Source organism: Streptomyces sp. NPDC046712, from assembly GCF_040645695.1.
Classification (GTDB): Bacteria; Actinomycetota; Actinomycetes; order Streptomycetales; family Streptomycetaceae; genus Streptomyces.
Window position 1 is genome coordinate 18,005 of record NZ_JBEYYW010000022.1, and the last position, 12,794, is coordinate 30,798.

Consider the following 12,794-nt stretch of genomic DNA (forward strand, 5'->3'; position numbering starts at 1 on the left):
GTGCTGCCGATCGACGCGGCGGCGCACAGCAGTCGCTGGCGCCGCCGTCACCCCTGCGAGAAAGCCGTGCTCGGCTTCGGTCTGACGCTCTGCGCGGTCTGTCTGCCGCCGTGGCCGGGTGCCGTGCTCGTGGCGGCGGCCACCCTCGCGGTGCTCCTGGGTCCGGCCGGGGTGCCGCGCCGTCAGCTGTGGCGCGCGTTCCGCATCCCCCTGGGGTTCTGTGTGACGGGCGCGGTCCCGCTCCTGTTCGAGGTCGGCGGGTCACGGGGGATCGTCGCCTTCGCGCCGGACGGACCGGTCCACGCGGGTGAGCTGCTGCTGCGGACCTCGGCGGCGTCCCTGGGCGTGTTGCTGTTCGCGTTCACCACGCCCGTCTCGGACGTGCTGCCGCGGCTGGTGCGGGCCGGGGTGCCGGCGCCCGTGGTGGACGTGGCGCTGGTGATGTACCGGATCAGCTTCCTTCTGCTGGACGCGATGACCAAGATCCGGCAGGCGCAGGCGGCCCGGCTCGGGCTGACGACCCGGGCGGCGACCTGGCGCTCGCTCGCCGGGCTCGGCGCGACCGCGTTCGTACGCGCCTTCGACCGGGCACAGCGCCTGCAGACCGGGCTCGCCGGGCGGGGTTACGACGGGACCCTGCGGGTCCTGGTGCCCCAGGCCGCGGTCTCGACCCGGTTCCTCGCGTCGACGGCCGGCCTCCTGGCCGGGCTCGTCGCCCTCACTCTCGTACTGGAAAGGTCCCTGCTGTGAGTCCTGCGCCGCCTGTCGTGGAACTGGTGAAGGCCACGTTCGCCTACGAGGACGGGCCGGTCGTCCTCGACGGCATCGACTTCGCCGTGCCGGAGGGCCGGGCGATGGCCCTCCTCGGCCGCAACGGCGGGGGCAAGACGACGATGCTGCGGCTGCTGAGCGGGGGCCTGCGGTGTGCCGGCGGCGCGCTCCGGCTGGACGGTGAGGACGTCTCGTACGACCGGAAGGGGCTGACCCGGCTGCGCACGACCGTGCAGCTGGTCGTCCAGGACCCGGACGACCAGCTCTTCGCCGCCTCGGTCGGCCAGGACGTGTCGTTCGGTCCGATGAATCTGGGGCTGCCGGAGGAGGAGGTACGACTCCGGGTGCGCGAGGCGCTGGAGGCGCTGGACATCGTGGCCCTGGAGGACCGGCCGACCCATCTGCTCTCGTACGGGCAGCGGAAGCGGGCCGCGATCGCGGGCGCCGTGGCCATGCGGCCGCGGGTGCTCATCATGGACGAGCCGACGGCCGGCCTCGATCCGCACGGGCAGGAGCGGCTGCTCGACGCGCTCGCGCGGCTGCGGGAGTCGGGCACCACGGTGGTGATGGCGACCCACGACGTCGATCTGGCGCTGCGCTGGGCCGACGACGCGGCGGTGCTCTCGCCCGAGGGGCTGCGGACGGGCCCGATCGAGGAGCTGCTCGCGGACGACGCGCTCCTCGACGCGGCACGGCTGCGACGCCCGTGGGGAATGGCGGTGACGCGTCTGCTCCGCGCCCACGGTCTGCTCGCGGCGGACGCGGAGGGCCCGCGCACGGCGGAGGACCTGGACAGCTGGGTCACGGCACCGCGCGGCGCGTAGTCCCAGCCGTACCGCACCCCCGACGGCCCCCTGGCGGAGAACCCGCCCGGGGGCCGTGGCGCGTCGCAACGTCGCGCAGATCACCCTCCCACCGTTATGCAACTTGTTGCACAAGCTGCCTCGGGTCGTCTACAACAGTCGTGACGACACTGCGCGAGGAGGCGCCCCCATGACCCCGTACCCGCACCTGCTGAGCCCGCTCGACCTCGGGTTCACCACCCTGCCCAACCGGGTGCTCATGGGTTCCATGCACGTCGGCCTCGAAGAGACCGAGAACGGCTTCGAGCGGATGGCCGCGTTCTACGCCGAGCGCGCCCGCGGCGGCGTCGGGCTGATCGTGACCGGCGGCATCGCCCCGAACGAGGCCGGCCGCCCCTGGGACGGCGGCGCCAAGCTGACCACCGACGAGGAGGTGGCCGAGCACCGGCTCATCACCGACGCCGTGCACGGCGAGGGCGGGCGGATCGCGATGCAGATCCTGCACTTCGGCCGGTACGCCTACCACCCCGCGCTCGTCGGCCCCAGCGCGATCCAGGCGCCGATCAGCCCCTTCGTCCCCAACGAGCTCACCGACGCCGAGGTCGAGCAGACCGTCGAGGACTACGCCCGCTGCGCGGAGCTCGCCAAGGCCGCCGGGTACGACGGCGTGGAGGTCATGGGCTCCGAGGGCTACCTGATCAACGAGTTCATCGCGGCGGCGACCAACCACCGCACCGACCGCTGGGGCGGCAGCTACGAGAACCGGGTCCGCTTCCCGCTGGAGATCGTCCGCCGTATCCGCGAGCGGGTCGGCGAGGACTTCATCGTCATCTACCGCCTCTCGATGCTGGACCTGGTCCCCGGCGGCTCCACGCTGGAGGAGGTCGTCGCCCTCGCCAAGGAGATCGAGGCCGCCGGCGCGACCATCATCAACACCGGCATCGGCTGGCACGAGGCCCGCATCCCCACCATCGCGACCTCGGTGCCCCGTGGCGCCTACACCTGGGTGACCAAGAAGCTGATGGGCGCGGTGAGCATCCCGCTCGTCACCAGCAACCGCATCAACACCCCCGAGGTCGCCGAGCAGATCCTCGCCGAGGGCCGCGCGGACATCGTCTCCATGGCCCGCCCCTTCCTGGCCGACCCGGAGTTCGTCGCCAAGGCCGCCGCGGACCGCGCCGACACCATCAACACCTGCATCGGCTGCAACCAGGCATGCCTGGACCACACCTTCAGCCTGAAGATCACCTCCTGCCTGGTGAACCCGCGCGCCTGCCACGAGACCGAGCTGGTCCTCTCCCCCACCCGGCTCGCCAAGAAGATCGCCGTCGTCGGCGCGGGCCCGGCCGGTCTCGCCTTCTCCGTCTCCGCCGCCGAACGCGGCCACTCCGTCACCCTGTTCGACGCCGCGGGCGAGATCGGCGGCCAGCTGAACATCGCCAAGCGGGTGCCGGGCAAGGAGGAGTTCGACGAGACGCTGCGCTACTTCCGTACCCAGCTCGACGCCCGTGGCGTGGACGTCCGGCTGAACACCACGGCCACCACCGAGCTGCTCGCGGAGTACGACGAGGTCGTGGTCGCCACCGGCGTCACCCCGCGCACGCCGGAGATCGAGGGCATCGACCACCCCAGCGTCGTCAGCTACCTCGACGTCCTGCGCGACGGCGCACCGGTCGGCGAGCGGGTCGCGATCATCGGGGCCGGCGGCATCGGCTTCGACGTCGCCGAGTTCCTCACCGACGGCGGCGAGGGCGCCAGCCAGGACCCCGAGACCTACTTCCGGCAGTGGGGTGTCGACACCTCGTACGAGACGCGCGGCGGACTGCGCACCCCAGAGCGCCCCAAGCCCCCGCGCCAGGTCCACCTGCTCCAGCGCAAGACCACCAAGGTCGGCGCCGGCCTCGGCAAGACCACCGGCTGGATCCACCGCGCCGAGATGAAGCACCGCGGCGTCACGATGGTCGCGGGCGCTTCGTACGAGCGGATCGACGACGAGGGCCTGCACATCACCCTCGACGGCGAGCCGCAGACCGTCCCCGTCGACACGATCGTCCTGTGCACCGGCCAGGAGCCGCGTCGCGGTCTGTACGAGGAGCTGATCGCCGCCGGTCGTACGGCGCACCTGATCGGCGGCGCCGACGTGGCCGCCGAGCTGGACGCGAAGCGCGCCATCGACCAGGGCACCCGGCTGGCAGCCGCGCTGTGAGCCGTACGGGCCGAACCTAGGATGCGTGCATGTCCCTCCCGCACGCGATCCTGACCGCGCTGCTCGAGAAGCCGTCCTCCGGGCTCGAGCTGACGCGCCGATTCGACAAGTCGATCGGCTACTTCTGGTCGGCCACGCATCAGCAGATCTATCGCGAGCTGGGCAAGCTGGAGCAGGCGGGGCACATCCGTGCCCTGCCCGCCCAGGTCCCGGCCCGTGGACAGAAGAAGGAGTACGAGGTCCTGCCCGCGGGCCGCTCCGAGCTGAGCGAGTGGGTGGCGAGGAGCGAGGACCCCAAGCCGATGCGGGCGGCGCTGCTGCTGCGGATGCGGGCGGCGGCGGTCGTCGGGGCCCCGGGGATGCGGGATGAGCTGGAGCGCCATCTCGACCTGCACCGACGGCAGTTGGAGGAGTACCGGGCCATCGAGGTACGGGACTTCCCGCCGGCCCGCCGGGAGAGCGAGCCGGACCGGCTGCGGCATCTCGTCCTGCGCGGCGGCATCGATCTGGAGCGGTTCTGGGTGGAGTGGCTGACGCACGCGCTGGACGAACTGGAGCGTTGAGGTCCGCGCCCCGCCCCGGAGGGCGGGGGGGCCACTCGGAGGGCGGGGGCTCACTCGGGGGCGGGTCCTACTCGGCGCCGGCGAGCTGCTCCACGAGCTCCTTCTCGTTCTCCTCCGTGAGCGACGTCTTGAGGACCGTTCCGCCGTAGGGCTGCATGGCGGTGGCGAACTTGTCCTCGGTGATCTTCGAGGCCATGATCACCACGGCGGCGGAACCGGGCTTGAGCAGGGACTGGACCTTGTCCCGGAAGCCCTTGTCGACGCCCATCTGATTCAGCTTGCCGATCAGTCCGCCCAGGGCGGCGCCCACCACGCCGAGTCCGGGCGTGAGGACGAGGATTCCGAGGACCAAGCCCCAGAGGGCTCCGGCCGTGGCGGAGATGGCCGTCTTCTCGCTCTTTCTCGGCGTGTCGACATGTGTCTCGCCGTCCTGGTCGACCGAGACGACGGCGAGCCCGGCGAGTTCGACCACGTGGGACTTCTCGAGCTCCTGAACCGTCCTGAAGGCGTCGTTCGCGACGGAGCGCTCGTCGTAGCCGATGACAATGAGTTCCGACATCTGTTCCTCCGTGGTCACCAGATCGGTGCTCTGCTGATCGATGGTCCGCGCCTCGCCGGGTCGGTACCGCTGTGCCGTCGCCGTCCGAGCCGCACGCCACCCGGTCGACGACAGAGCTCAGTAGCGCAGGACGCCGGCGACCCGGCCCGCTCCGGACAGCGTGTCGTCGGGGACGAAGCGCACCTCCGCGCCTGTCTCCAGGGCCTGTTCGACGATCTCGTCCACGATGTCGTCGCGCGCGTCGAGGTCCGCGGACTCGGCCGGTTCCAGGTGGTCGCCGTAGTCGCGGACGATGGCCCGGAAGTGCTCCTCCACGGCCAGCAGGCGGATCCGGCCCTCCTTCGCGGCCTTCCAGACCTCGTCGAGACCACCGGCGAACTCGCGCCGGCCCTGTGCCGCGTCCAGCTCGGAGACGACCGCCGCCCGGTCCGCCGCCGCTTTGTCCGTACGGAGGGGCTCGAGCGCCTGCCACACCGCCGCGGCCGGACCGGCGGCGAGGCCGCCGCGCCGAACGGCCGTCGTGTCCTTGCCCAGCGGGCCGATCTCCTCCAGGAGGGAGAGCGCCGCGGGCTCAGCGATCACGTACAGCGGGCGGGGCGAAGAGCTCAGCACGACGCGCAGCGACTCGTGCGCGTCGCGCAGGAACCGGCGGGTCTGCTCGTCCTGGAAGGTGCTCGGCAGGTCGCCGATGCGCTCCTTGCGCTCCGCGTCCGGGTCCTCCAGGCTCCGCGAGAGCGGAAAGCCGTCCTCGGTGTGCTCGGTGACCCGTTCGGCGTCGCCACTCCACAGCGAGACCCGGTCGGCCGCCACGGCGAGGGCCCAGAAGGGCTGCTCGGCCGCCTGGGCGGCGACGAGGTTGCGGGTGAGGAAGGTGTCGGCGATCACGACGCGCTCCGGCACCGGGCGGCCCACGGACCAGACCTGGTGTTCTCCGGGCGCCGCGTAGATCACGAGGCCGTCCTCGGCATGGACGAGATCCACCTCGGCGAGCGCCTGCTCCAACTGGCTCAGGACGTCCGTCCGCCGCTCACGGGTCACCGCGGGGTCCGCCTCGAGCAGCGCCCCGGCCTCGGCCAGGAGGTTGCGGAGCCGGACGGGGTCCTGAGTGTTGTCGGGCTCCCGGCGATGGGTCGGCATGAGCAGGGAGACGGCCGGATAGGGGCGGGGCTGACGCAGTTTCGCAAGCGCGTCGGTGCTGAGCGCGGGGTGCATGGGAGCCGACCTTTCGGGTGCGGGGGTGTGACGACGTGGCAGGTCAGGGCGGCACCGGGGGCCGCCGACCGCTGGGCCGGCTCCTTCTCGGTCCTCGTCGCCGAGGAGATGTCCCGGCCCGCGCAGAAGTCCGGGACTCCTCCGTGCGGCCATCGTCGCCCGGAGTCTCATCGGCCGCGAGCCGAGCTCTTCATCCGGGGGCCGGCTCTTTGTTAATGGGAACCATTTTCATGTAGCGTGACGCTCACGTCCCGACGATGGAGGTCCGATTCCCATGGCCGTACCCAAGCGGAAGATGTCCCGCTCCAACACCCGCCACCGCCGCGCCCAGTGGAAGGCGACCACGCCCCAGCTGGTCCCGATCACGGTCGACGGCGTCGCCTACCGCGTACCGCAGCGCCTGGCCCGGGCGTACGAGCGCGGCCTGCTGCGCCCGGAGGGCTGAGCGCGAAGGGGTGGGAGCGGACCGGAACGCGGCTCCCACCGGCTCCGCCGCCCGGCTCACTCCCCGGCCGACGCCTTTTGCCAGGCCTTGTCGCGCAGCAGGCGTAGGCCGTTGAGGCCCACCAGGACCGTGGAGCCCTCGTGGCCTGCTACGCCGAGGGGCAGTGGGAGGTGGCCGACGAGGTCCCAGATCACCAGGGCTCCGATGCAGGTGCCGGCGATCACCAGGTTCTGGACCACCAGACGGCGGGCCCTGCGCGAGAGGGCCACGACCGCGGGGACCGTCGCCAGTTCGTCGCGTACGACGACCGCGTCGGCGGTCTCCAGGGCGAGGTCGGAGCCGGCCCGGCCCATCGCGATGCCGCTGTGGGCGGCGGCCAGGGCGGGGGCGTCGTTGACGCCGTCGCCCACCACCAGGACCCTCGAGCCCGCCCGCTCCCACTCCCGTACGGCCGCGACCTTGTCCTGCGGCAGCAGCCCGGCCCGTACGTCGGTGATGCCGGCCTGCTCGGCGATCCGGCCCGCCGCGCCCGCGTTGTCGCCGGTCAGCAGGGTGGGTGTGGTGCCGGTGAGGCGCGTGAGGGCGGCCACCGCCTCGGGCGCGCCGTCCCGGAGCCGGTCGGCGAGTTCGAGGACGGCGACCCGCGCGCCGTCGACGACGACCTCGACGGTGGTGTCGGCGTGCTCGCCGTCCGCGCGCCGGACACGCACCTCTCGGCCTTCGACCACGGCCCGCACGCCCTCACCGGGCACGGAGAGGAAGTCCTTCGCCTCGGGGACGGTCAGTCCGCGGGCTCGCGCGGCGGCCACCACCGCGCGGGCCAGGGGGTGTTCGCTGGGCAGCTCGGCCGCGGCAGCGAGGGCGAGCGCCTCCGGGTCCCCCTCGACGCGCGTCACGCGCGGCGCGCCCTCGGTCAGGGTGCCGGTCTTGTCGAGCGCGACCCGGTCGACCGCGCCGAGCCGCTCCATCACGACGGCGGACTTGACCAGGACGCCGTGTCGCCCGGCGGTGGCGATCGCGGAGAGCAGCGGCGGCATGGTGGCGAGGACGACTGCGCAGGGCGAGGCCACGATCATGAAGGTCATGGCGCGGAGCAGCGTGCCGGTGAAGTCGGCGCCGAGCGCGAGCGGGATCGCGAAGAGCGCCAGGGTGGCGACGACGACGCCGACGGAGTAGCGCTGCTCGATCTTCTCGATGAAGAGCTGGGTGGGCGCCTTGGTGGCGCTGGCCTCCTCGACGAGGGCGACGATCCGCGCGATGACGGAGTCGGCCGCGTCCTTGTCCACCCGGACGCGCAGGGCGCCTGTGCCGTTGAGGGTGCCGGCGAAGACCTCGTCGCCGGGCGCCTTGGCCGCGGGCAGCGACTCCCCGGTGATGGTCGCCTGGTCGACGTCGCTCGCGCCGTCGAGCACGGTGCCGTCGGCGGGCAGCCGCTCCCCCGGCCGTACGAGAACGGTGTCGCCGATCCGCAGATCGGCCACCTCCACCGGTTCCTCGGCCCCGCCCGTCAGCCGTACGGCCTTCGCGGGCGCGAGGTCGAGCAGGCCGCGTACGGAGTCGGCGGTGCGGCGGGTGGCGAGCGCCTCCAGCGCGCCGGAGACGGCGAAGATGACGATGAGGAGGCCGCCGTCGAGGTACTGGCCGATCGACGCCGCGCCGATCGCGGCGACCACCATGAGCAGATCGACGTCGAGGGACTTCTCTCGGAGCGCCTGGAGCCCCGCCCAGCCGGGTTCCCAGCCTCCGGCGGCGTAGCAGACCGCGTAGAGCGGCCCCCAGGCCCAGGCGGGGGCGCCGGCCAGGTCCAGCAGCAGGGCGAGGAGGAAGGCCAGGGCGGACAGCGCGGCCCAGCGGACCTCGGGCAGGGCGGACGCGCGGGTGCGGCGGGAAGGCGGCGTGGCCTTGTCCGCCGGGGCAGCGGTCCGGGCTTCGAGCACCGGGGAAGCCATGCGTGGACACCTCTTCGATCGGGGGACGACGGGGGCGGGGCACCACCATAGCGGAATACATGAAGAGGTCTTCATTCATCTGTTTATCGTCGCCGCTACGATGAGCCCATGGGACACGGCGTGAACGGCGAGACAACCCCGGCAACCCACCTGGACGCGGAGTCCGCGGCCACCATCGCCGCCACCCTCCAGGCCCTCGCGACGCCCTCGCGGCTGATGATCCTCACCAAGCTGCGCCAGGGCCCGTGCGGAGTGACCGAACTCGCCTCCGCCGTCGACATGGAGCAGTCCGCCGTCTCCCACCAACTGCGCCTGCTGCGCGCGCTGGGCCTCGTCACCGGGGTCCGACAGGGCCGCCGGATCGAGTACAGCCTCTACGACAACCATGTCGCCCAACTCCTCGACGAGGCCGTCTACCACATCGAGCACCTGCGCCTCGGCGCACGCGACGTGCCCCGCGAGACCGTGGATACTGGTCAGCCTTAGATCCACTTCGGGGAAAGGGCGGGGATGGCCGACGAGTTGGGGCACCGCGGGACACGTCACGCGGTGGTCATCGGGGGAAGTCTCGCGGGTCTGCTGGCCGCGCGGGTGCTCAGCGAGCACGCGGAGAAGGTGACGGTCGTCGAGCGCGACCGCTTCCCCGAGGGGCCGGACACCCGGCCCGGTGTGCCGCAGAGCCGCCACACGCATGTGCTGGTCGAGGGTGGACAGCGGGCGCTGGACGAGCTGTTGCCGGGGTTCATGAAGGAACTCGGCGAGCTGGGTGCGCCCCGGGTGGGCATGCCCGAGGACATGGTGCAGTGGCAGAACGGCCGGTGGTTCCGCCGGATGGCCGCCACCTCCTCCATCTCGACAGGCCCGCGCGCTCAGCTCGAATGGCTGGTACGGCGACGCGTTCTGGCCGATCCGCGGATCGAGACCGTCGAAGGGGCCGAGACGGTCGGTCTGCTCGGTGACTCCTCGCGGGTCCGCGGGGTGCTGCTGCGCGAACGGGGCACGGGCGCCGCCAAGGAGACCCGTTCCCTGGAGGCCGACCTGGTGGTGGACGCCTCGGGCCGCGGCACGGGCGCGCCCGACTGGCTGGCCGCGATCGGCGCCGAGGCGCCGCACGAGGAGACGATCGACACCGGGCTCGCCTACTCCACCCGCGTCTACCGGGGCCCGCGGGACAGCACGTCGGACGCGTCGGACGCGCTCGCCTACTACATCATTCCCAACCCCGAACAGGTCTACAGCGGTGGGGTGTTGCCGCTCGGCGAAGGCCGGTACATGGTGACGCTGTCCGGGCTGAGGGGCGACGAACCGCCCACGGACGAGGCCGGGTTCGAGGGGTACGCGCACCGGCTGCCCCATCCCCTGATCGGCGAGTGGCTGGCGAAGGCCGAACCGGAGTCCTCCGTCTTCGGCTTCCGCAAGACCGCCAACGTCCGTCGGCGGTACGACCGTCCGGGCCGCCGCCCGGCCGGCTTCCTCGCCACCGGTGACGCGCTGTGCGCCTTCAACCCGATCTACGGCCAGGGCATGGCGGTCGCCGCGATGAACGCCGTCGCCCTGCGCCGGGCGCTGACCGACCCGAAGCGCACGGCGACCACCCGGGCGGTGCAGAAGGCGCTGCTCGACTCCTCGAGGCAGGCCTGGGACATCTCGGCCGGCGCGGACAAGAAGATGCCGGGCGCCACCGGCAACGCGTTGGCCGCGCGCGCGGTGGACAAGCCGGTGGGCTGGTACCTGAGCCGGCTGCAGCAGCGGTACGCGGGGGATCCGGTGGTGGGCGCGGCGTTCCGTTCCGTACTGACCCTTTCGTCCCCGATGACCACGCTGTTCGCGCCCGCTGTGGCCCGCGCGGTGCTCTTCGGTCCGGTCCCGGAGACACCGGCCGAGCCGCCCATGCGCCGCGAGATCTGATACGCCGCGGGGGTCGGTCCGGGCGGTTCACCGGCCCGGCCCCCGCTGTTCACGCCGGCCCCCGTCGTCACACCCCCGGCGCCGCCGTGATCACTCCGGCGGCGATCGCCGCGCTCAGCGCCGCGTAGTCGTCTGCGTTCTGGCCCGCGTACCGGATCGCGAAGTCGGCGACCGACCGGTCGAAGACGTCGGAGGAGCCGAGGTAGGCCGCTATGGCGATGCGGTCGCCCGAGCGGGCGTGGGCGCGGGCCAGGGCGCGGCCGCAGAGCCCCGCGTACCTGCGGAGCATCGACGGGGACATGGTCTCCACCTCGGCCGAACCCTTCATGTCGCGCAACTGGCGCCAGTAGAAGTGGCGCTTCTCGGGTCCGGTCATCCAGCCGAGGAAGATGTCGCTGGCGGCCTGGGTGAGCCGCTGTCCGCAGACGACCCGCTGTCCCTGGTGCGTGTACGCGCTCTGCGACAGGTACGGCTCCAGGACCGAGCGGCCGGCTTCCTTGATCTGGAGGATCAACGGGTCGGTGTCGTCACGGCCTTCGAGCAGGAGGATGAAGCAGCGCGTGCCGACGCTGCCGACGCCGACGACCTTGCGGGCCGCGTCGACGAAGTGGAACCGGTCCAGGAGCAGTCGGCGCTCCTCGGAGAGCGAGCTGCGGTAGTCGCTGAAGATCTTGCCGAGGGTGACCCGGTCCACGTCCGTGGTGCGTTCGAGGAGCGGCGGGTCGTCGACGAAGTGGCGGCCGCCTCTCTCGTCCTGGTCGGTGAGTTTGGCGAGCGCCTGGAGGCTGGTGCGGCGGCGGGCACGGGCGAGGCGGTTCTCGAGCCGGGCCCGGCTCTCGGGACCGACGAGGGCCGTCAGGTCGTCGGCGCCGATCCGCGCGTACCAGACGTCGAGCTCGCCGAGCCCCGCGAGACGGCGCATGGCCTTGCGGTAGGCCTCGGTGGCGACGAGGGCCGCCCGGTGGGCCTTGGCCTTGGTGGTGCCGTTCTGCAGGGCGGCCACGGCGACGCTGGCGGCAAGCCGCTTCACATCCCATTCGAACGGGCCGGGCAGGGTCTCGTCGAAATCGTTTACGTCGAAGAGAAGCGCCCGTTCGGGTGAAGCGTAGACACCGAAGTTGAGCAGATGGGCGTCGCCGCAGAGCTGGACGGTGAGGCCGGTGTGCTGCTGGGCGGCGAGGTCGGCGGCCATGACGGCGGCGGCTCCGCGCAGGAACGCGAAGGGCGAGACGACCATCCGGCCGTACCGGATGGGGATCAGTTCGGGTACGCGGTCGACGGCCTGCCGCTCCAGCACGGCCAGCGGGTCCGGGCGCTGCGAGGAGGGTATCCAGCGGCCGTGCGAGGACCGCGGGACGATCTTGCGGGCCGCTTTGCCGGCCTCGACCCGCGCCGCAGGTGTCGTCATCCGGCCTCACCCGCCTCTTCCGCCGCTCCTACCGGTCGAGACTCATTACAAGGTCAGACGCTGCCGCGCGCACCCCGGGACGGTCCGGATTTCGGCCAGTCCCGTCACCCCCCCTTCCTTAGTGGTTTAGACCAATGATAGGAATTGATCACCCACACGGCCCAGACAGTCACGCTGAGCACATGTCACGCCGAGCAAAGAGAGGGTTGGAACATGGCTGAGCCCGAACCCGAGCAGGCGGCGGTGGTCCCGCTCTACCTCCGGGTCGCCGCCGCGCTGCGCAGCGACCTCGCCGACCGGCAGATCTCCCCCGGCAGCCGGCTCCCGTCCGAGCGTTCCCTCGCGCACCGCTACCACGTCAACCGGCAGACGGTCCGCAGCGCGCTGCGACTCCTGCGGGAGGAAAGGCTCGTCGTCACCGACCGTCGCGGCACGTTCGCCGCGGCCACCGAACACGAGCCGCGTGTACCGGTCCTGACGTCTCGTCGACAGTCCTTCCCCGGCGGTACGGAGGCGGCCGACGCCCTGGTCCGCGCCTCGCTCTCCTGGGAGGCCCCGCCCACCGCGCCCGCCCGGCGGCTCGCACTCGTCCCCGGCGAACCCACGCTCGTCCACCGGCATGTCGTCCTCTCCCCCGGCGGCGCGCCCCTGCAGCGTTCGGTGTCCTGGTTCTCCCGGCAGGCGCTCGCCGAGATACCGCAGCTCGCCCGCTATCGGCGGGGCAGGGGCACCGTGCTCCAGCCCGATCTGCGGCTGCTCTACCACTGGATGCACCAGGCCGGACTGCGCCTCACCCGCCGGGAGTCGATCGGGGTGCCGCCGGTCTCCGCCGCGGGGGTGGGGGACGGCGCCGCCCGGCTGGTCGTCCACCGGGTGGTGAGCGACCAGCACGGGCACGCGCTGGAGATCACGGACATCGACTTCGCGGCGCACGGGGCCGCGTGGACCTACGAGTTCAGCGGGTGACGTT

Annotated in this window: 12 protein-coding genes; 8 read left to right on the forward strand and 4 right to left on the reverse strand. The window is 72.3% G+C overall.

Going from position 1 to position 12,794, the window contains the following annotated elements; translation table 11 throughout:
- The 4 genes from cbiQ to ABZ939_RS26030 all read left to right on the forward strand — a co-directional run bounded on the left by cbiQ (nucleotide 1) and on the right by ABZ939_RS26030 (nucleotide 4,343).
- The gene (cbiQ, locus tag ABZ939_RS26015) at nucleotides 1–750 is read left to right on the forward strand and encodes a cobalt ECF transporter T component CbiQ (protein ID WP_361859759.1); all 750 of its coding nucleotides are present in this window, start codon (nucleotides 1–3) and stop codon (nucleotides 748–750) included.
- On the forward strand, nucleotides 747–1,595 hold the full coding sequence (locus tag ABZ939_RS26020) for an ATP-binding cassette domain-containing protein (RefSeq protein WP_361859762.1): 849 nt from the start codon (nucleotides 747–749) through the stop codon (nucleotides 1,593–1,595). The genes cbiQ and ABZ939_RS26020 overlap by 4 nt, the downstream gene beginning before the upstream one ends.
- A 169-nt stretch (nucleotides 1,596–1,764) precedes the next feature.
- A complete protein-coding gene (locus ABZ939_RS26025; RefSeq protein WP_361859765.1) occupies nucleotides 1,765–3,780 on the forward strand; it encodes an NADPH-dependent 2,4-dienoyl-CoA reductase in 2,016 nt (671 codons plus the stop codon).
- A 29-nt stretch (nucleotides 3,781–3,809) separates the two neighbouring features.
- Nucleotides 3,810–4,343 (forward strand): PadR family transcriptional regulator, encoded by a 534-nt coding sequence (locus ABZ939_RS26030; protein WP_361859768.1) that lies wholly within the window; start codon nucleotides 3,810–3,812, stop codon nucleotides 4,341–4,343.
- Between the two features lie 67 nt (nucleotides 4,344–4,410).
- Here ABZ939_RS26030 and ABZ939_RS26035 read toward each other — a convergent pair whose 3' ends face one another.
- Nucleotides 4,411–4,902 carry a DUF1269 domain-containing protein gene (locus ABZ939_RS26035; protein WP_361859771.1) on the reverse strand — a complete coding sequence of 164 codons (492 nt, stop codon included), beginning with the start codon at nucleotides 4,900–4,902 and terminating at the stop codon, nucleotides 4,411–4,413.
- Nucleotides 4,903–5,019: 117 nt separating this feature from the next.
- Nucleotides 5,020–6,114, reverse strand: coding sequence for a chemotaxis protein (locus tag ABZ939_RS26040; protein WP_361859773.1), 1,095 nt, complete (start codon nucleotides 6,112–6,114; stop codon nucleotides 5,020–5,022).
- Between the two features lie 274 nt (nucleotides 6,115–6,388).
- Here ABZ939_RS26040 and rpmF point away from each other — a divergent pair, with 274 nt between their 5' ends.
- Entirely contained in the window at nucleotides 6,389–6,559 is a 171-nt protein-coding gene (gene rpmF / locus ABZ939_RS26045; RefSeq protein WP_361859776.1) for a 50S ribosomal protein L32, read from the forward strand.
- Nucleotides 6,560–6,615: 56 nt separating this feature from the next.
- Here the strand turns inward: rpmF and ABZ939_RS26050 are convergent, their stop codons facing one another.
- Complete coding sequence (locus ABZ939_RS26050; protein WP_361859779.1) at nucleotides 6,616–8,508, reverse strand: heavy metal translocating P-type ATPase; 1,893 nt, start codon at nucleotides 8,506–8,508, stop codon at nucleotides 6,616–6,618.
- A 108-nt stretch (nucleotides 8,509–8,616) separates the two neighbouring features.
- Between ABZ939_RS26050 and ABZ939_RS26055 the strand changes: the two genes are divergently transcribed.
- Together ABZ939_RS26055 and ABZ939_RS26060 are read left to right on the forward strand one after the other, a co-directional pair.
- Nucleotides 8,617–8,994 carry a metalloregulator ArsR/SmtB family transcription factor gene (locus ABZ939_RS26055; protein WP_361859782.1) on the forward strand — a complete coding sequence of 126 codons (378 nt, stop codon included), beginning with the start codon at nucleotides 8,617–8,619 and terminating at the stop codon, nucleotides 8,992–8,994.
- A gap of 24 nt (nucleotides 8,995–9,018) precedes the next feature.
- On the forward strand, nucleotides 9,019–10,416 hold the full coding sequence (locus ABZ939_RS26060) for an FAD-dependent monooxygenase (protein WP_361859785.1): 1,398 nt from the start codon (nucleotides 9,019–9,021) through the stop codon (nucleotides 10,414–10,416).
- Between the two features lie 67 nt (nucleotides 10,417–10,483).
- Here ABZ939_RS26060 and ABZ939_RS26065 read toward each other — a convergent pair whose 3' ends face one another.
- Nucleotides 10,484–11,824 carry a DUF2252 domain-containing protein gene (locus tag ABZ939_RS26065; RefSeq protein WP_361859788.1) on the reverse strand — a complete coding sequence of 447 codons (1,341 nt, stop codon included), beginning with the start codon at nucleotides 11,822–11,824 and terminating at the stop codon, nucleotides 10,484–10,486.
- Between the two features lie 213 nt (nucleotides 11,825–12,037).
- Between ABZ939_RS26065 and ABZ939_RS26070 the strand changes: the two genes are divergently transcribed.
- The gene (locus ABZ939_RS26070; RefSeq protein ID WP_361859791.1) at nucleotides 12,038–12,790 is read left to right on the forward strand and encodes a GntR family transcriptional regulator; all 753 of its coding nucleotides are present in this window, start codon (nucleotides 12,038–12,040) and stop codon (nucleotides 12,788–12,790) included.
- Nucleotides 12,791–12,794 lie beyond the last annotated feature (4 nt).

Bases quoted from the DNA above. Each gene is read 5' to 3' on its own strand.
- ABZ939_RS26025 (WP_361859765.1), top strand. From the start codon at position 1,765: ATGACCCCGTACCCGCACCTGCTGAGCCCGCTCGACCTCGGGTTCACC.
- ABZ939_RS26030 (WP_361859768.1), top strand. From the start codon at position 3,810: ATGTCCCTCCCGCACGCGATCCTGACCGCGCTGCTCGAGAAGCCGTCC.
- ABZ939_RS26035 (WP_361859771.1), bottom strand. From the start codon at position 4,902: ATGTCGGAACTCATTGTCATCGGCTACGACGAGCGCTCCGTCGCGAAC.
- ABZ939_RS26040 (WP_361859773.1), bottom strand. From the start codon at position 6,114: ATGCACCCCGCGCTCAGCACCGACGCGCTTGCGAAACTGCGTCAGCCC.
- rpmF (WP_361859776.1), top strand. From the start codon at position 6,389: ATGGCCGTACCCAAGCGGAAGATGTCCCGCTCCAACACCCGCCACCGC.
- ABZ939_RS26050 (WP_361859779.1), bottom strand. From the start codon at position 8,508: ATGGCTTCCCCGGTGCTCGAAGCCCGGACCGCTGCCCCGGCGGACAAG.
- ABZ939_RS26055 (WP_361859782.1), top strand. From the start codon at position 8,617: ATGGGACACGGCGTGAACGGCGAGACAACCCCGGCAACCCACCTGGAC.
- ABZ939_RS26060 (WP_361859785.1), top strand. From the start codon at position 9,019: ATGGCCGACGAGTTGGGGCACCGCGGGACACGTCACGCGGTGGTCATC.
- ABZ939_RS26065 (WP_361859788.1), bottom strand. From the start codon at position 11,824: ATGACGACACCTGCGGCGCGGGTCGAGGCCGGCAAAGCGGCCCGCAAG.
- ABZ939_RS26070 (WP_361859791.1), top strand. From the start codon at position 12,038: ATGGCTGAGCCCGAACCCGAGCAGGCGGCGGTGGTCCCGCTCTACCTC.